17 protein-coding genes are annotated in these 17,734 nt (G+C 54.5%); 16 read left to right on the forward strand and 1 reads right to left on the reverse strand.

Annotation, left to right across the window (positions count from 1 at the left end):
* The first annotated feature begins 237 nt into the window (after positions 1–237).
* The 6 genes from P0X86_RS06480 (at position 238) to P0X86_RS06505 (ending at position 6,310) form a co-directional block, all read left to right on the forward strand.
* Positions 238–1,275, forward strand: coding sequence for a BMP family protein (locus P0X86_RS06480; RefSeq protein WP_277748151.1), 1,038 nt, complete (start codon positions 238–240; stop codon positions 1,273–1,275).
* 69 nt (positions 1,276–1,344) lie between these two features.
* Positions 1,345–2,838, forward strand: a complete 1,494-nt coding sequence (locus tag P0X86_RS06485; RefSeq protein WP_012819302.1) for an ABC transporter ATP-binding protein — start codon at positions 1,345–1,347, stop codon at positions 2,836–2,838.
* Entirely contained in the window at positions 2,838–3,905 is a 1,068-nt protein-coding gene (locus tag P0X86_RS06490; protein ID WP_012819303.1) for an ABC transporter permease, read from the forward strand. The genes P0X86_RS06485 and P0X86_RS06490 overlap by 1 nt, the downstream gene beginning before the upstream one ends.
* Positions 3,889–4,812, forward strand: a complete 924-nt coding sequence (locus tag P0X86_RS06495) for an ABC transporter permease (RefSeq protein ID WP_012819304.1) — start codon at positions 3,889–3,891, stop codon at positions 4,810–4,812. The genes P0X86_RS06490 and P0X86_RS06495 overlap by 17 nt, the downstream gene beginning before the upstream one ends.
* Before the next feature lie 90 nt (positions 4,813–4,902).
* On the forward strand, positions 4,903–5,577 hold the full coding sequence (locus tag P0X86_RS06500; protein ID WP_277748152.1) for a sulfite oxidase-like oxidoreductase: 675 nt from the start codon (positions 4,903–4,905) through the stop codon (positions 5,575–5,577).
* Position 5,578: 1 nt separating this feature from the next.
* Positions 5,579–6,310 (forward strand): nucleoside phosphorylase, encoded by a 732-nt coding sequence (locus tag P0X86_RS06505; RefSeq protein WP_213580406.1) that lies wholly within the window; start codon positions 5,579–5,581, stop codon positions 6,308–6,310.
* 121 nt (positions 6,311–6,431) lie between these two features.
* Here P0X86_RS06505 and P0X86_RS06510 read toward each other — a convergent pair whose 3' ends face one another.
* Positions 6,432–6,902, reverse strand: coding sequence for a DinB family protein (locus P0X86_RS06510; RefSeq protein ID WP_277748153.1), 471 nt, complete (start codon positions 6,900–6,902; stop codon positions 6,432–6,434).
* A 246-nt stretch (positions 6,903–7,148) separates the two neighbouring features.
* Between P0X86_RS06510 and P0X86_RS06515 the strand changes: the two genes are divergently transcribed.
* The 10 genes from P0X86_RS06515 to P0X86_RS06560 all read left to right on the forward strand — a co-directional run bounded on the left by P0X86_RS06515 (position 7,149) and on the right by P0X86_RS06560 (position 17,706).
* Positions 7,149–7,667, forward strand: coding sequence for a TetR/AcrR family transcriptional regulator (locus P0X86_RS06515; RefSeq protein ID WP_012819307.1), 519 nt, complete (start codon positions 7,149–7,151; stop codon positions 7,665–7,667).
* A gap of 122 nt (positions 7,668–7,789) precedes the next feature.
* Positions 7,790–8,746 carry an NAD-dependent epimerase/dehydratase family protein gene (locus P0X86_RS06520; RefSeq protein ID WP_277749005.1) on the forward strand — a complete coding sequence of 319 codons (957 nt, stop codon included), beginning with the start codon at positions 7,790–7,792 and terminating at the stop codon, positions 8,744–8,746.
* Between the two features lie 520 nt (positions 8,747–9,266).
* The gene (locus P0X86_RS06525) at positions 9,267–9,734 is read left to right on the forward strand and encodes an RNA polymerase sigma factor (protein WP_096775145.1); all 468 of its coding nucleotides are present in this window, start codon (positions 9,267–9,269) and stop codon (positions 9,732–9,734) included.
* Complete coding sequence (locus P0X86_RS06530) at positions 9,731–10,939, forward strand: hypothetical protein (protein WP_277748154.1); 1,209 nt, start codon at positions 9,731–9,733, stop codon at positions 10,937–10,939. The genes P0X86_RS06525 and P0X86_RS06530 overlap by 4 nt, the downstream gene beginning before the upstream one ends.
* A 20-nt stretch (positions 10,940–10,959) precedes the next feature.
* Positions 10,960–11,157, forward strand: coding sequence for a hypothetical protein (locus P0X86_RS06535; RefSeq protein ID WP_009594397.1), 198 nt, complete (start codon positions 10,960–10,962; stop codon positions 11,155–11,157).
* Between the two features lie 169 nt (positions 11,158–11,326).
* The gene (locus P0X86_RS06540; protein ID WP_277748155.1) at positions 11,327–11,926 is read left to right on the forward strand and encodes a TetR/AcrR family transcriptional regulator; all 600 of its coding nucleotides are present in this window, start codon (positions 11,327–11,329) and stop codon (positions 11,924–11,926) included.
* Positions 11,919–12,611, forward strand: coding sequence for a YqeB family protein (locus P0X86_RS06545; RefSeq protein ID WP_277748156.1), 693 nt, complete (start codon positions 11,919–11,921; stop codon positions 12,609–12,611). The genes P0X86_RS06540 and P0X86_RS06545 overlap by 8 nt, the downstream gene beginning before the upstream one ends.
* A 272-nt stretch (positions 12,612–12,883) precedes the next feature.
* Positions 12,884–14,590 carry an amylo-alpha-1,6-glucosidase gene (locus P0X86_RS06550; protein WP_277748157.1) on the forward strand — a complete coding sequence of 569 codons (1,707 nt, stop codon included), beginning with the start codon at positions 12,884–12,886 and terminating at the stop codon, positions 14,588–14,590.
* Positions 14,591–14,807: 217 nt separating this feature from the next.
* Complete coding sequence (locus tag P0X86_RS06555; protein WP_213580411.1) at positions 14,808–16,553, forward strand: cache domain-containing sensor histidine kinase; 1,746 nt, start codon at positions 14,808–14,810, stop codon at positions 16,551–16,553.
* Complete coding sequence (locus P0X86_RS06560) at positions 16,531–17,706, forward strand: response regulator transcription factor (protein ID WP_277748158.1); 1,176 nt, start codon at positions 16,531–16,533, stop codon at positions 17,704–17,706. The genes P0X86_RS06555 and P0X86_RS06560 overlap by 23 nt, the downstream gene beginning before the upstream one ends.
* Positions 17,707–17,734 lie beyond the last annotated feature (28 nt).

Raw genomic sequence — 17,734 nt, forward strand, 5'->3', positions numbered from 1 at the left:
AATGCGTTTTCAACCCGGATCCATGCCGGAAGCGTTTGATCAAATGTTGGCAATTTCCGAACATTATCGACATTTTGATAAGGTAATGTTCTGTGATATACGCAGTTTTCCACCAAATTTTTGCTAAAAAACACATTAAACTACATAAAACGCTAAAATTTTTGTTTTGACATCTGCTTGTCTATACCATAGGATAATAGTATAAAAAGTGCTCACTTAGGAGGATAAGGTCAGGAAATGAAAAAGACATGGTCAATTCTATTAACACTCGTATTATCCGTTGGATTGCTTGCAGGTTGCGGCAACGATGATAAGTCTACTGACAGTGGTGCAGCTAATGGCGGTTCCGAAGGATCTCAAGATAAGAAACGCATTGCACTAGTTCTTCCTGAGAAGATCGGCGTGAATCCATTCTTTGCCTTGATGGACGAAGGATTGCAAAAGGCCGCTGCCGATTTCAACGTTGAAGTCAAAACGATTGAATCGACAGACCCTGCTTCGATCGAGCAGAACCTCCGCACGGCGGTTGCCGAGAAGTATGATCTGATCATCACATCCACCTTCCAGATGGAGGATGCATTGAAGAAGGTTGCACCGGAGAATCCGGACATGCCGTTTGCGATCATTGACACGGTCGTGGATTTGCCGAACGTCCGCAGCGTCGGTTTCCGCGAGCATGAGGCTGCTTATCTTCTGGGGGCGGCTGCAGGATTGGCAACGAAAACGAACAAGGTCGGCAACGTTGTGGCCAACGACATTCCGATTATGCATAAATATATGACCGGCTTTGAGGAAGGCGCGAAATCGGTCAATCCGAACATCGAAATTTTCGTTAACTTCGTAGGCGGATTCGACGATCCGGCAAAAGCGAAGGAGCTTGCGCTCCTGCAGAACTCCAAGGGCGCGGATTTCGTAGCCGGCATGTCCGCCGTTGGCGATCTGGGCGTGTTCGAAGCAGCGAAAGAGAAGGGCTTCTACACTTCCGGACAAGATACGGACAACACCGAGCCTGAGCATGTGGTGCTTGCGCAGTTGAAAGGTACCGACGCTGTCGTATACGAAACGGTGAAGGATTTTGCAGAGGGCAACTATACTTTCGATATTCGCGACTACGGCCTGAAAGAAGGCGCCGTAGGTCTCACTTACGTTACGCATGAGAGCAAAACGCCGCTTAACCCATTCATTGGACAAGACATCGTGGATCAGCTTAAGGTGATTTCCGACGATATCATCGCCGGAAAGATTAAAGTAACGAACGCATTGGAACAAAATTAGTTCTTACCTGGACCGGCTGCACATGGGCAGTCGGTCTTTCATTCAGAAACGAAAGGAAGGCATGACTCGATGCTACTCCAGATGGACAATATTACGAAGAAGTATGGCGAGTTCAGCGCAAACCGCGGCATTGATTTTTCGCTGCGCGCGGGTGAGGTTCATGCGATAGTCGGGGAAAACGGTGCAGGCAAAACGACGCTGATGCGGATATTGTACGGGATGGAGCAGCCAACCTCGGGTACGATTCGGCTGAATGGCAAGGAAGTTTCGTTTGCAAGCCCGCTTGACGCGATTCAAGGCGGAATCGGCATGGTGCATCAGCACTTCATGCTGTTTCCTACGTTTACGATCGCCGAGAATATCGTGATCGGCAATGAGCCGGGCTCAGGTGCCGGGTTTGACCGCAAGCAAGCCGTGAAGATCGTGGAAGGACTCTGCGAAAAATACGGCATGAAGGTGGACCCGCGCGCCACCGTAAGCAGCAGCGCCCCCGGCGTGCAGCAGCGGGTTGAAATATTGAAGGTGCTGTATCAGGGAGCCGAAATCATCATTCTGGATGAGCCGACGGGCGTGCTGACGCCGCTCGAGGTGCAGGAGCTCCTGGATGCCATTAAACAGCTCTCCAAACAGGGAAAAAGCTTTATCCTGATTAGCCATAAGCTGAACGAGGTCCTTGACGTGGCCGACCGCATTACGGTGCTCCGTGACGGTGCCGTCACGGGCGTGGTGGAGAAGGGGAACACCGATGCCCACCAGCTCTCCCGTCTCATGGTCGGCCGCGAGCTGATGGAACTGGACCGCAAGCCGATCACGCCGGGCGAGAAGGTGCTGGAAGTATCGGACGTCTCGATCCGCGGAACGAAAGGCAAGCCGGTTCTGGACGGCGTAAACCTGGAGGTACGGGCCGGCGAGGTTGTCGGGATCGCCGGTATTTCAGGCAACGGGCAATCCGAGCTGCTTCAAGTGATCTCGGGCCTGGCTCAGCCGGACAGCGGCCGGATTGCCGTGTCGGGCAAGGACGTAACCGGCATGTCGACAAGAGAAATACGGGAACACGGGTTAGCCCATATTCCGGAGGATCGCTACGTATGGGGTGCCAATCGAACGGCAACCGTGATGGATACCGGGCTTATGGGGCACCAACGTCGCTTGCAGCAGGGCGGCTTCCTCAAACTCAAGGACATTCGTTCGCTCGTATCCGGATGGGTTCAGAAATTCTCCATCAAGACGGGCTCTCTGGAGACCAGCACGCAGTATTTGTCCGGCGGCAATCTGCAGAAGCTGATCGTGGCACGGGAACTGGAGCAGGGAACTCCGTTCCTGATCGCGGCGGAACCGACGCGAGGCGTCGATATCGGTGCTATGGAGACGATTCATGGCGAACTGCTCAAGCGGCGCGAAGAGGGCACGGGAATTTTGCTGGTATCGTCGGAATTAACGGAAATCTTGAAGCTGTCCGACCGTGTTCTGGTCATGTATGAAGGCCGGATCGCGGGCGAACTGTCGGCGAAGGAAGCGACAGAAGAGAAATTGGGACTGCTGATGGCGGGAGGAACTCTGTAATGAACAAATGGACTAAATTTACGCTTCCGCTGCTTCAGCCGATTGCCGCAATCATCGTGGGGCTGCTTGCCGGAGCCATCGCGATCATGATTGCCGGCGGCGATATCCTGCAGACCTACGCGGAGATGTGGAAGGGTGCCTTCGGCGGGATGTATTTCTTTACGAATACGCTGTCCCGCGCGACCCCGATCATTCTGATCGGTCTGGGCGCGGCGTTTGCTTTCCGTGCAGGCTTCTTTAACCTAGGCGCGGAAGGACAAATGGTGTTTGGCGCGCTTTCCGCCGCGTTGGTCGGATTGTATATGCCGGGTCCGGGCTGGCTGGTGTGCATCGTTGCGATTCTTGCCGGCGTTGTCGCAGGGGGATTATGGTCGGTAATGGCCGGATATTTTGATGCCCGGTTCCGGGTGAACCTGCTGATCTCCACGCTGCTTCTGAACTATGTGGCCGTATTGTTTGCAGGGTATCTGGTCGCCTATCCGCTGAAGGACCGCTCGGGTTCTGCCGCGATGGCGCAATCCGAAATGCTCGATAACAGCGTCTGGCTGCCGAAGCTGATCTCCGGCATGCCGCTGCATGTCGGCTTTGTGCTCGCGGTGCTGGCCGCGTTGATTATATTCGTGCTGTTGAAGCGCTCCGTGATCGGCTACGAAGTACGGATGCTAGGCGGAAATCCGCTGTTTGCCCTGTTCGGCGGGGTTAAGCGCGGGCCGATGATGCTTGGCGCGATGTTCTTCAGCGGCGGCTTGGCCGGACTTGGCGGGGCCGTTGAAATCCTGGGCTCCCAGTATCGTTATATCGATGGTGCGTTATCTACGGCCGACTATGCCTGGACGGGCATCATGGCAGCATTGCTGGCAGGGTCGCATCCGATCGGCACGCTGATTGCATCGATTTTCTTGGCCGCGCTGCAGACGGGCGGCATGGGCGTGGAACGGAATACGGAAGTGCCGCTTGAGGTAGGAGCGATCATCCAAGCCGTGCTGATTCTGTTTATCTCCGCCCGATTCACATACAGCTTCCTGAAGCGCAGAAAGGGGAACAAATCCGATGGAACAGCTGTTTGACCTTGCTTTAATCAACTCGGCCCTCCGCGTGCTCACTCCGATCCTGCTTGCGGCTCTCGGCGGTGCCCTGTGTTCGCGCGTCGGATTGTTCAACGTCGGTTTGGAAGGCTTTATGCTGCTGGGGGCTTTCTCAGCCGTGGTGGGGAACCACTTTTTCGGCAACGTGTTTTACGCGATTTTGTTCGCGATTGCGATCGTGTCGATCTTTTCCTTTATCTTTGCTTACCTCAGCATTAATCTGCAGGCCAACGTCATCGTGGTCGGTATCGCGATGAATGCGCTGGCGGCAGGGTTGACCACATTCAGCTTGCGGGCTATTTTTGATGTGAAAGGTGCATTTTATGATAATACGATGGTCGGGCTGCCGAAATGGAACATTCCGATTATCGAGGATATTCCGGTGATCGGTCCCATTTTGGCGGGCCTGACGCCGCTTGTGTATCTGTCGTTTTTGATTGCGGGCCTCATGTGGTATTATTTCTATCGCACGAAGAACGGCTTCCGTTTTCTGGCTGCAGGCGAGAATCCGCTCGCTGCCAAAAGCGTGGGCATCCGTGTAAGACGGTATCAGTATGGAGCCGTGCTCGCGAGCGGCGTGTTATGTGCGCTTGCAGGCGCGCAGCTGTCGCTGGGACAGGTGACGATGTTTACGGAAGGCATGACGGCCGGCCGCGGCTTTATCGCGCTCGTCGCCACGATGCTGGGCCAATCGGGTCCGCTTGGGGTAACGGCGGCAAGCCTGCTGTTCGGCTTTATGGATGCACTCAGCATCCGGTTCCAGGGGCTGGCGCTGCCTACGCATTTTACGCAGATGCTGCCTTATGTCGTAACGATTCTGGCGATGTTCTTCTTTAAGGATAAAAGCTTCCAGCAGGACGCGCTGAAGCAGGGATCCAGTTCCAGATAAGCGCGTAGTCCGCTACGCGACAACCTGTGATTGAAGTCATCCCGTCGATAAGCGGATGCGAAAGCGATCAAGCGTAAAGGAGATGAACATGTGCATAAAAAAGCAGAACGTTTGAAAAAAATGAAGCCGGTGGCGGTGGGCAACCTGACCGAAGAGCAGCGGGCCAAGCTGCCGCCGGGGCAGACGCTGACCGAGAAGTTCCCGATTTTGCATGAAGGGGAGGTTCCCCATTACGACATGTCGGAATGGACCCTCCGGGTTTTCGGCGAAGTGGAAGAGGAACGGACCTTTATGTATGAAGATATTCTGGCGTTGCCAACGGTAACCGTGAACACCGACATTCACTGCGTCACGCGCTGGTCCAAGTTCGATACGGTATGGGAGGGCATCCTGTTCCGGGATTTCCTGGCGGGCTTGAAAATCAAGCCGGATGCCAAATACGTCATGTTTCATGCCGATCCCGATTATGACACGAATGTGCCGATCGAGGATTTGCTCCGTGACGATGTGCTGCTGGCCTATCGTTTCAACGGCGAGCCGCTGACGGACAAGCACGGCTGGCCGCTGCGCACGGTCGTGCCGCATCGCTATTTCTGGAAGAGCGCCAAGTGGCTGCGCGGCATCGAGTTTATGAAGGAAGACCGCCCGGGCTTCTGGGAACGCAACGGCTTCCACAACGAAGCGGACCCGTTCAAGGAAGAGCGGTTTAGCGGCGAGGCGCTGGATATACCCGAAGACGAATGGACACGTAAGGAGTTTGACTAATATGTTGATGCCTATTTTGCAAGTGAACTCGGAGGATATACCTGAATTTGTGATCGTCTGCGGCGATCCGAAACGCGCGGAGACGATATCCCGTAAGCTCGAAAATGCGCGCGAGCTGGCGTTCAGCCGCGAGTACCGCACTTTCGTGGGGACGCATGAAGGCGTTGAGCTGGCGGTAACCAGCCATGGCGTCGGCTGCCCGGGAGCGGCCGTTTGCTTCGAGGAGCTGATCCGCGCGGGCGCGAAGACCTTGATTCGCGTGGGCACCGCCGGGTCTTATCGGGCGGACACCCCTGCGGGGAGCCTTGTGGTCAGCACCGCGGCGATCCGTACGGACGGTCTGACGAAGCAGCTGGTACCGGACGGTTTTCCGGCGGTTGCGGACAGCCAGGTGGCGGAGGCGTTGTACGAATCCGCGCTCGCGATCGGCGAAGGCGTCGTGCGCAAGGGCATAACCGTCACGCTGGACGTGTTCTTTAACGGAGTCGAGGAAGTGCCGCACCAGAAATATAAAGCGGCGGGCGCGCTCGGCGTCGAGATGGAAATTGCGGCGCTGTACGTCGTTGCGGCGATCCGCGGCGTTCGCGCCGGCGCGATTGTGGCCATGGACGGCTTTGCCGACGCCGACCTTGCGGCCGAGTACGACCCGAACACAAACGTGGTTGCCGACGCGGTGGAGCGCGAGATTAACACCGCTTTGCAGGCCGTGGTGAAGCTGGCGAAGCAAGGCTAGCCAGGGATGAAGAAAGCCGGATTTACCTCAGCGTAAGCTGCAGGAAATCCGGCTTTCTATTTTGAGTAAGATGCACTTCCTTTTGATAACTTAAAACAGCAAATCCAGCCGTGTCTTGTTTTTACTGCTTGGCCGGCTGAAGCGTGAAGAAGGGAACCTTCTCGATTCCGACAGCCCGCACGTAAGTAAACAACTGTCCTTTATGGTGGATTTCATGGTCGACCATATTGTTTAACCACACGTTGCCGGGCGCTGTGAACCCATTGAAGTCGAGCGGCTGCTCAAGCTGGCTGTCGGACAATTCGGCAAAAAGGGCCTTGGTCGATTCGGTCGACGCTTGCACGATATTTCGAATGTCATCGATAGTCTCGAATTGGGTGGAAATCGAGGGTGGAGTAAACGAGCCGTTTTGGATGGAACGCAGGAACATATCCGAGGCTGCCGCAATATGAACAGCTAATACGCCCAAGGTATAGGCATTTTCCCACGGTTTATAATCCAAATGCTCGCTCTGTACGTCCTGCAGCAGCTGAAGCAAGACCGTACGGTGTCTATGCCATCGTTCGAATTGCTGTTGACCTTCATGACTCATGGTTGATCCTCCTTGATCGATTACAGGATAAAGTCTTGGAATAGGCTCCCGTCTTATTTGCGGTTCATAAACACAATTCGATAAGAAATAGCGGATTCCTCCCCTATGCTCAAGCTATCCCAGGTGTTGAATTCAATAATATTGGAAGAAAACAGTTGCAAAAGGAAAACGGACCGTATATACTGAGTTCAATTAGTGATTGGTCAATCAATAATAAATCATAACGAGTGAGAGGAGGGTGGTTGAATGGCTAGAGCTTCAACCTCTGCGAATCGGCGAAATGAGATTGTAGCAGCAGCAATCGAAGTGTTTGCAGAGATCGGATACTATCGCGCGACCACGGCTCAGGTTGCCGAACGGGCAGCGATATCCCAGCCTTACGTCTATCGGTTCTTTACCAAGGAATCGCTGCTCGTGGAATCGCTGACGGTCTCCTGGAAGCGCATCGTGCAGGCATTTCAGGGGGTCATCGAGTCCGCTGCTCCGGAGGAATTGGAGACGGGCCTGATCCGGGCGTACGAAGGGATCGTGCAATCCCATCGCAGCGAAATCTTGCTGCAGATGCAGGCACAGACGATCCAGGAAGCGCCCATCCGCGAAGCGATGCAGCAGGGAATGAACGAGGTGAAGGACCTGGTTCAGAATGCTTTCGTGAAAGCGGGATTCGAGGATGCCGACAAGAAAACCTCCGATTTTCTGGCCCGGGGGATGCTGTGCAATGTAGCCATGGCGATGGATATGCCGAATATGATGCCCAAAAGATAAGGCGCGCGTCGATGTGCCGCACCGCGTACTGCATCAGGTTGTGCGCGGTGGAGAAAGGGCATTTCTTTTTTAATCAATTGTGATTGATCAATCAATTATTTTAATATGAGGAGAGCTTGATGATGAAAAAAGCGATTGTTTTGGGTGCGACAGGCGGCGTAGGGGCCCCATTGACGGCGGAGCTGGTGAAGCGCGGAATTCAAACGGTAGCCTTCGGCCGTTCCGTTAAGAAGCTGAATGAGCTGACTGAGCAGCTGGACTATTCTCCTCTGCTTACGCTGGAAACGGGAGATGCCTTTAATCCGGAGGATATCCGAAGAGCCGCGGATGGGGCCGACGTTATTTTTCAAAGTGCCAATATTCCTTACCACGAGATGGAATCCAGGCTGCTGCCGCTGGGGGAATCGGTCATGACGGCTGCGGAGAAGCTGGGGACCAGGGTTGTGGTGGTAGATGGAATCTATCCTTATGGCAGACGCTTAATGGAAAAGGCAACGGAGGAGCATCCCAAAAAACCGCATACCCGTAAGGGCAAAATAAGATTGGCCTACGAGCAGCTGATCTTCTCGTCGCGCTGGCATAAAGCAAACCCTCTTATCGTAAGGCTGCCCGACTACTATGGCCCTTCCGCGCAGGCATCCTATTTATCCGTCACGATGGAAGCCATTGCGGCCGGGAAGCCAACCGCCTTCATCGGCAACATGAGCGTTCCCCGCGAATACGTCTATTTGCCGGATGCCGCCCACATGATCGTAGAGATTGCCGAGAGAGAGGAGTCCTACGGGCAGAACTGGCATATCCCCGGACCGGGCGTGATTTCAGGCCATGAGCTGGTGCGGATTGCGCAGCAGACCGCCGGAAAGCGCAAGGCGGTAATGCCGCTCGGACGAATCGGGCTCTCCCTGATCGGGTTATTCAATCCGGTGATGAAAGAGGTGGTTGAGATGCTGTATTTGACCGAGGAGCCTTTGGTGCTGAGCGGCGAGAAATACGAGCGCCTGATCGGTCCGATTCAATGGACGCCTCATGAGCAGGCGATTGCGGCGACCATGAGGGGTTTAATGAAAAAACGCGCATGAGCAGCGGAAGCCATGAAGAGTGGCGCAGCAGCGATATCATGATATGCGAAGGGATTATTTTTTAGATATTAGTAATTGATCAATCAATAATAAAATAGGATTTCTTACTCGAGTTGTTGTCTCTTAGAAGGAGGTGAATCCAATATGGCTAAACTTCAGCTCAAGTTTATGGACGGTTTCTTTGCGGCGGTTATGCTGGTGTGCATGCTTAGCTGGTGGGATTAAGGCATCAGGGAAGAGGAGTTGTTAGCGGCTGAATGAAAATAGAAGGAGGATGCAAGCATGAAGGAAGAGATGCGTTCGATATGGTTTTCCAGGCACTCGCTCTTGCTGGGCGCAGTAGCCGTACTGCTGGTGCTGTTCTCCATGTGGGATTAATGTTCGTTAACACGCTGACCGCGAAGACGGTCGGCGTGTTTTCTGATTGGTTGAAAAATAATTTTCGAGAATATCCATCAGTTTCTTTTTCCCAAACGTTATATTAACAGAAAAGACAAAACGAAAAGTGAGAGGTTGGCTAATGCAAGTATGTGATCTCTATGAAAACCTGAAGGACGATGTCCAGCGTTATGCCAGATCCATCGCCAAGCATGCTTACGAAGCGGATGATCTGGTCCAGGATGCCTTTATGAAAGCCATCAAGGAGCCGAACCTGGCAGCGCTGCCCCTTCACAAGCAAAAGGCCTGGTTCTTCAGAGTCGTCAAAAATCGCATGATCGATATTAGCCGCCGGGAGAAGCGGCTCGTATCGTGGGAGGATGATCTGGTCTTCGCCGAGCTCCCCGTTTCAAGCCGCAATATAGAAATGACGGAATGGCTCGCCCGTTTGCCGCAATCGCAGAGCGATATCGTGTTTAAGCGCTTTTGGCTCGGGATGTCCAGCCAGGAAATCGGCGAGCAGCTGGGTATGCCGGCAGCCACGGTTCGTTACAAATTGCAAACCGCCATCAAAAAATTGAGAAAACTATGGGAGGAAGATATGAAATGAGCAGAATCATCGAGAATGTAGGGATGTTGGATCTTACGCAGGCTACGGAGGAAACCGTAACAAGCATCGAACGGATCGGAAACGTAGGTCTCGTAATATACCGGGCAGAGACGGCACACCTCCTCACGCTGTTGAAAAACGCAGGCAATATCGGCAAGACGATTGAAATCCCCGAGGGACACCGTTATTACAGCGGCACGCTGCGGCTGAACGAGGAATATTTTCAGCTCTTGGAGCAGCCGGACCGCGTATTCGTTAACGGCACGGTCATCATCGATAAAGGAGTATCCCTTGAAGCATTCCAGAGCGGCACGCTGCACTTGGTGGTTAACGGCGAGGTCTATGCTCCACGGCATCTGGCCGCTGCCGTTACCTCTGCACTCCTCAAAGTGGGAGGCGCCAGCGCGGAGATTCACGCTTACGAATACGAACCCCGGTTCGAGTCCGGGAAAGTGCAGCTGAACAATGCATATCTGGCCTCCAACAGCGAGCCTATGGAGCTGGTCCTGAACGGCATGGTTCATCTGGATAAGGAGCTGGATATGGAGCAGTTCTCGGCCCGGATTGAAAAGATCCAAGTCAACGGCAAGGCGATTATCCATGAACATCAATCTCCGTATTTCTACGATAAATTGAAAAAGATCAACGGCTTGGTCGAGGTGATCCCGGCAGGATTCGAGTATGTAACCAAACCGTTACGGCTAAACGCAAGAAGCGTACGGCGCTTTAAAGACCATAAGCTCTACACGAATAAGCCGCTCATTCTCGAGGCGGACGTGACCCGGGACGCCTTCAGCCAGGCCGTGTCGGAGATACAGTCAACTTCGTTCATCATTTGCGGCGAAGAGATCGAAGATCTGGTCTGGGAGCGCTGCCCCAACCTGAATACGGAAATCGTAAGTTATGAGCGGCTGTTTGTGTTCATCAGCGGCGAGGAGACCTGGTCGAGGGATCAGCTGGCGGCTTTGGGCCAGCCGGCGAGCTTCATTGTTGACGGGACGCTGACCTTTGACGATGACGTCACCGAGGAAGATATTAAGGCTTCGATGTCCTCCCTGGATCTCTTCGGCGAAGTCGTTGTAGGGGAAAAAAGAATTAAAGGCATTTTGTACCCTTACCTTCGGGCAAACAATGGAAGTATTATAGTGAAGGGGACGGAAGAGGAGCTTGCAGGTATTGGTAATGTCGGAATGTTGTCGCTATAAAAAGAAATGAGGAATGAAACATGAATATCAATAATGAAGATATTGCCAAACAGCATGTTCGCGATCTCCGTCAGGAACTGGAACGATGCCGGATGGCAACGAAATTGCGCTCGAAACGCAATGCAGCGGCCCACGCCGCAAAGACCGCACGCACGGTCGAAGGAAAGTGGAAGGCGCTGCTTGAAACCATCATCATGATGGGAAGAAGAATGCTTTAATCGGTTGAGCCGGTTAAGCGACAAATCCTAATTCTTATGAATCGTCGATGCGATAAGCATCGGCGATTTTTAGTTTTTTTGCCTACCGGTAGTTAAAAAATATTGACATCCTTCATCATCCATCTTAAAATTCTACCTATCGGTAGGTAAAAAAGGAGCGGATGACAGCGTGAAAAAGAAGGATTTAACCTCGCAGCAAATCGTCGAGGCTGCCATCGGATTGTTTGCGACACATGGCATCGAGAAGACCAGCCTGGCGATGATTGCCAGCGAAGTGGGCATTACGAAACCGTCGATTTACTATCACTTTGCGTCCAAGGATGAACTGGTGGAGAGGGTCTTTGAATACATGTTCAGCGATTATCATTTCGATCATTATTTCTCCCTGATTGGGCTAAATGCGTTTAACTTTGCAGAGCAGCTGTACCAAGGCGGGCTGCGCATGTTTCCCGAGGAGGAAGAAGCCTTCGTGCCGGTGATGCGCCTATTGAGCGAGTTCATGCTGACCGCAAACCGGAATGCCAATTACGGCCAGCGGGTAGCTGCCATGCAGCAATCGTTCCTGGACGGCTTTCGGGAATTCATGAATCTGGGGGTCGACTTCGGGATCGTCGATCGTCAGCATGCGGATTCCAAGGCCTATGTTCTGGCTCTGGTCATCGATAATATCACGAGTTATATCATGATGGAGATTCCGCTGGACTATCAAGCGGTCTGGAAAGAAGCGGTGAACAGCGTTCTCAGGAAAGGAGCGGACCCCATTGAATAACGAGAGGGAATACAGTGATCTCGGATTATCATGGGCAGACCGGATGCTGGTATGGGCGGTGCCGCCTTTATTAGGCGCGGTGGTCGGCTGGTTTTTGCCTGCCATTGCGGATTGGGCAACGGGCCTGGCTTGGGTGCCATTTCAAGGCCCCTTGGAGTTGATCGCATCGATCCAGGGCCCATGGGTTGTTATCGTAACCGCTCTCGTGGGGCTGCTTGCTGGGACGGTGCTCTCTCACTTAGCCATTAAAGAAAGCCTTGCGGTTCGCCTGTCGGACAAGGAGATTACACTCCGCATACATGAAGCTGAACAAACCTTTACGAGAGAAGAAGTTTCCGCTGCCTTTATGGACGGCAAGCAGCTGGTCCTGTTGGGCAACATGGGGGAGGAGCTCTATCGCGAGAAACCCGAAGCCAAGCGGGAAACGGTGGCCGAAGCCTTCAAGCGGCACGGTTACTCCTGGAGAGACCGCGATCCGTTCGCCGACCATTACGTCAGATGGGTTGCCGATTCGCCGGAACTGACGCCTAGCATGAACGCGCTCTTCCTGGCACGGGAGAAGGCCATCGAGAACGAGAATCGAGAGGACGCGGCTGATCTGCGCCGGGAGCTCTCGAAGCTGGGCATTACCGTGCGCGATGACGGAAAAAGACAATATTGGCGTCAGCACGGGCAGAAGCCATAACAGGCATAGCAACCATGAGGGCTGGCTGGTCCGATAAACGGACGATCCCGGACGGAGATTGAATCCTCCGACCGGGATGACGTCATCGGCTGCGGTCACCCCAGACATTCGCCCGCACATTTGTATCCCCTCATATCGAACAAAATGACACCTCCCTCGCTAAAGCAAGCGTGCCCCGAACAATATCCCTCTATCGGCAAGACATCCGTCAGTCCTCTCCTTCCTTGAGAAGTTTTACAATGAAAGCGATACCTCAGCGAAGGAGATGTCCTATGAATTTTGATCTGAATATCGTACCTTTCAGCCGAAGGGAGTCCTTCTTGGCGATATCCCTCCTGCCAGCGGCCAAGGATCGCAGACAAGGTCTTTACCTGCGAACCGTCCGCGGAGGGGATGACAAGTTTGGCGAGGCGTTTCTGATAGAACTACTAAACCGGCAGAGCGAGCCGGTTCCGTTTGAACCTATTGCATCACCCGACAACATCAGGCTAACGGCCTCCGATTCGTTAGGCCATGCGGATATTTGCATGTCGGACTCCCGGACCGTGCGATTCCGCTCGGAAGGCTGCGGCATCCGGCTTACCTTTTTCCCCGCCGCGTATGATTATGCCTATGAGACCCATCCGGACGGCTGGGAGGTGAACAGCTTCACGCATGGCTGCCGCTTCATGCTGACCCGGCTTGCGGGCCAGATGGGCATGGAGGTTGAATGGAACGAGATCAAGAGCTCGCGTGTGACCGCCGACTTTTCCGTGGATCCTGCATCCAATGTGGCCGAATTTGCGGTCGAAGAGTTCATGACCGTCTTGAAGCCGCGCGGCGAATGGGAGTCCTTCGACGATGCGGTTGTAAGCGCTCGCGAGGATTACGCCAGATGGCTGAACAATACCCTTGCCGTCTCTGAGCAGTGGCAGGAAGCCAGGGAGCTGGCCGCCTATATTACCTGGTCCTGCGTGGTTCCCGCCGAAGGCTGCCTGACTCGCCCGGCCATGTACATGTCCAAGAATTGGATGACCAACATCTGGAGCTGGGACAACTGCTTTAACGCGATGGCTCTCGTGCGGCATCAGCCGGAGCTGGCTTGGGACCAGTTCATGATCTTTTTTGACCGGCAGGATGAGAGCGGCCTGATCCCGGACTTCGTGAACGATAAATACGAGCTTTGGAATTGCAACAAACCGCCGATTCACGGCTGGACGCTGGCCTGGATGATGCGTCGGACGGATTACATCAAGGAGGCCCAGCTGCGCGAGGTCTATGGCCCTCTAGCGAAATGGACGCAGTGGTGGTTCACGCACCGAGATCATGACGGCGACGGCATTCCCCAGTATAACCACGGCAACGACTCGGGCTGGGACAACAGCACGGCGTTCAATAACGGCATTCCCGTCGAGAGCCCCGACCTTGCCGCTTATCTGATTATCCAGATGGAGACGCTGGCCGAAATCGCGGGCTTGCTGGGCCTGTCGGAGGAGTCGGCCGGATGGAGACGGAGAGCGGACGATACGCTGGACCGCATGATTCGGCACTTCTGGAAGGACGGCCGGTTTACGGCCTGCCGTTCGGGAACGCATGAGCCGTCCGAAGGGGACAGCCTGCTGCTGTTCGTTCCTATCCTGCTGGGTAAACGCCTTCCCGAGTATATCCGCACGGCTCTGCTGGAAGGGCTTCGGGATGAAAGCCGATTTCTGACGAGCAACGGCTGGGCGACCGAAAGCGTAAGCAGCCCATACTATAAGCCGGACGGATATTGGCGCGGGCCGATCTGGGCTCCTTCCACGATGCTGCTGGTCGAAGGGGTGGCGGCGGCCGGCGATAAGGAGCTGGCCATGGAGATTGCGCAGCGGTACTGCCGAATGGTCAGTCTCAGCGGCATGGCCGAGAATTTTGATGCCCTGACCGGAGCCGGGCTGCGCGATCGGGCTTTCACCTGGACCTCCAGCGTATTTTTGATTTTGGGACATGAATACACGTTATAACTGTCACGGAATCACACTTCTTCCCGGGCTTTTGGCCTTGCGGAGGAGGTGCTTTTTCCGTTTCCTCTCATTTTCCAGTTGCCGCCTAATTACAAGCCCTTTGTTCAGGTTTATAATGAAAGCGGTATCACGGGATCTCGTAAGCAGTACAGCCGCATGGCGAACGATCGGATGCATATTCACGATACGATTCGATACGACAATGGAGAGAGTAACCATGAATTTTCAGGGAATCAAAGACCGAGCCGGACGGATGTTCACCGGCACCTATCACAGTATAAGAACCAAGCTGCTTACCTGTTTTTTAGTCGTCACCCTGATTCCGCTGTTCTCGCTTGGCGGACTTTCCTATGTGCAATCCGCTAAAGTGATTAACTCCCAGTTCGGCAAATACGGCGATAATGCCGTGGCGCAGCTGGAGCAGCAGACCAGTTCGGCTTTGGGGCGGATGAAGCAGACGGCGGAGACGATTTATTCCTACCTGCTGGACCCGAGCCATTCGGGAATCGGGAACGGGACGCCGTCCACCTATGGCGACATCATGGAGAAGAACGATTTCGAATCGTTGTTGAAGTCCCTGCGGACGCAGCTGACAGCCGGGATCTACATCATAACGAGCTCCGGTTATTACTATGGGGAGAACAACCTGGACGTGAATAAACTCGGCAATATCCCGGCGTGGAACGTCAGGCCGAAAGCCTATGCCGGCACCTATTGGCTGGGCTTCTATCCGCAGGATCATTCCATTAATAACAGCGATAGCGACAACGTGCCTGTCCTAGGATTGGCGGTGCCGATCCATCACCCGGACAAGGCTCAGGACGGCAGCGTCATCCTGATCGAGGAGAACGCCGAGGAGCTGCTGCGAAGTTATGCCAAGTTCGAGGCCGATACGCATGCCCACCTGCTTATTACATCGCCGGACGGCACGGTCGTGTATGAGACGGACGCTCCGTATACGCCCCATGACAGCGATGTGGCCTGGACCCGGACGATTGACGCCAACCAATGGACCATGGAAGCCAGAATTCCCGCCAAGGCGTTCTATCAATCCTCGGACGTGATCCGGGCGAACACGATGGTTGTTGCCATCGTCTCCTGCCTGCTCGCTTTTGGCATCGCCTATCTGTTCTCCTCCCGGTTCACTTCGCGGATCCGGACCTTGAAGGACTCGATGCAGAAGGTAAGCTTCGGCAAGCTGGATACCCGTACGCCGATCGAGGGGAGGGATGAGCTGGGCAGCCTCGACATGAGTTTTAACCGGATGGTAACGGGCGTGCAGACCCTGATTGGCGAGGTGGAGCAGAGCGAGCGGCTGAAAAAAGAGGCCGAGCTGCGCGCATTCCATTATCAGATCAACCCCCATCTGCTGTTCAACACCCTGAATTCCATCCAGTGGAAGGCCCGGCTGCAAGGCGCGGAGGACATTCGCCAGATGCTGTACCATCTGACGATGGTGCTGGAGGGAAATCTGGATATTTCCCAGGAGCTCGTTACCCTAAACAGGGAGCTGCGCATGATCGGCCACTTCCTGAAGATTCAGGAAATCCGGTACGGTGAAGTATTTCGTTATCGCCTGGATTGCGATGATTCGCTTCTGCCGTATTTGATTCCGCGGATGACGCTTCAGCCGCTGTTCGAGAATATATTTTTCCATGCCTTTACGGACGGGCAGGGAGAGATCCATGTCAAGGTCGAGGAGGATCATGACGAGCTTGTGCTCACGCTCCACGATAACGGAGCCGGCATCAGGGAGGACAAACTGGCGCGATTGTTTTCGCCGGAGACGAAGCGGAAGGGCCGCGGCGGGCTTGGCGTGCGGAACGCCGACCAGAAATTCAAGCTGCATTTCGGTCCGCTCTACGGACTGAAGGTGCATTCGGTTAAGGGAGAAGGAACAACGATCATCATACGCTGGCCGAAAAGGGAGGAGTCTTTCGATGATGAATACAGGGAACATTAAAGTGATGATTGCCGACGACGAAAGCATTGTGCGCAAGGGACTCCGCTCCACGGTGCCCTGGGAACGGTTCGGGATGGAGGTTGTGGCGGACAGCCCCAACGGCCAGGCAGCCTGGGAGGCTTTTCTGGAGTTTCGGCCGCAGGTCGTCATTACGGATATCGTCATGCCGGAGATGGATGGGATCGAGCTCTCCCGGAAGGTGAAGGAGGCTGCGCCGGAAACCCGGATCATTCTGCTCAGCTGCCACCGAGATTTCGAATATGCCCAGGAAGGGATGCGGCTTGGCGCGTCCGGATATCTGCTGAAAACCGCCTTCGAGGACGAAGAGCTCGAAGCGATGCTGGGTAAATTTCAACGCGAGCTGTCTGATGCGCCGGCCAACGTGTACGGGCTGGAAGAACAGGTTTCCGCCCATTTGTTTGCTTGGCTTAACGGGCACAGCGACCGTTTCCCCGGAGAACTCCGGGAGCTTTGCAGCCGCGCCGGGCTGGGAGAGGGCAAGCGCATTTCGCTGTATCTGATCAAAACGGCGGGCTGCAGCGGCAGTTGGGAGCACCTGCTGAAGGAGCAGGGCTCCGAGGAGCCGGGATTGCGCAGCAGCAAGCGGGTCCCGTACGGCGCGGACAGCTGCTATTGGGCCGTGCCGGAGGAATATAAGGAAGCGGCGGACGGGCTGCTGGTGGAGATTAAGAGCCGATGCGGGAAGCTTGCCTGGAATTGGCGGGGAGGTCTTCAGGACTCGGTGGATGTGCAGAAAGCCTTTCAATCCTTGCACAAGGAAGCCGAGCTGGAGCGGGTGTACGGTCTGAGCGGAGAGCAGTGGCCGGAGCCGATCCTGCAGGCGGTTCATCTGCTGCACGAACATCCCGCGGACGAGTGGTCGGCAGCGGAGCTGGCCCAGCAGGTGGGGCTGAGCCGCAGCCATTTTTCGATCCTGTTCAAGAAAACGGTCGGCGACAGCTTCATCGCGTTCCAATATAAGCGCAAGCTCCGCCTTGCTTACGGCCTGCTGCGCGAAACCTCCTTAACGATGCAGGAGATCGCCGAGAAGACGGGACTCGGAGACAGCAAATATTTCAGCAAATGGTTCAAGCGCTGCACGGGTCAGACGCCAAGCCAATACCGTGCCGAACAAAAAGGGGAATCATCGTAAACAAATGAACACCCGCGGGCTAAAGTTC

Origin of the sequence: Paenibacillus sp. BR1-192, assembly GCF_029542445.1 — a bacterium.
Lineage (GTDB): Bacteria > Bacillota > Bacilli > Paenibacillales > Paenibacillaceae > Paenibacillus_AQ > Paenibacillus_AQ lautus_A.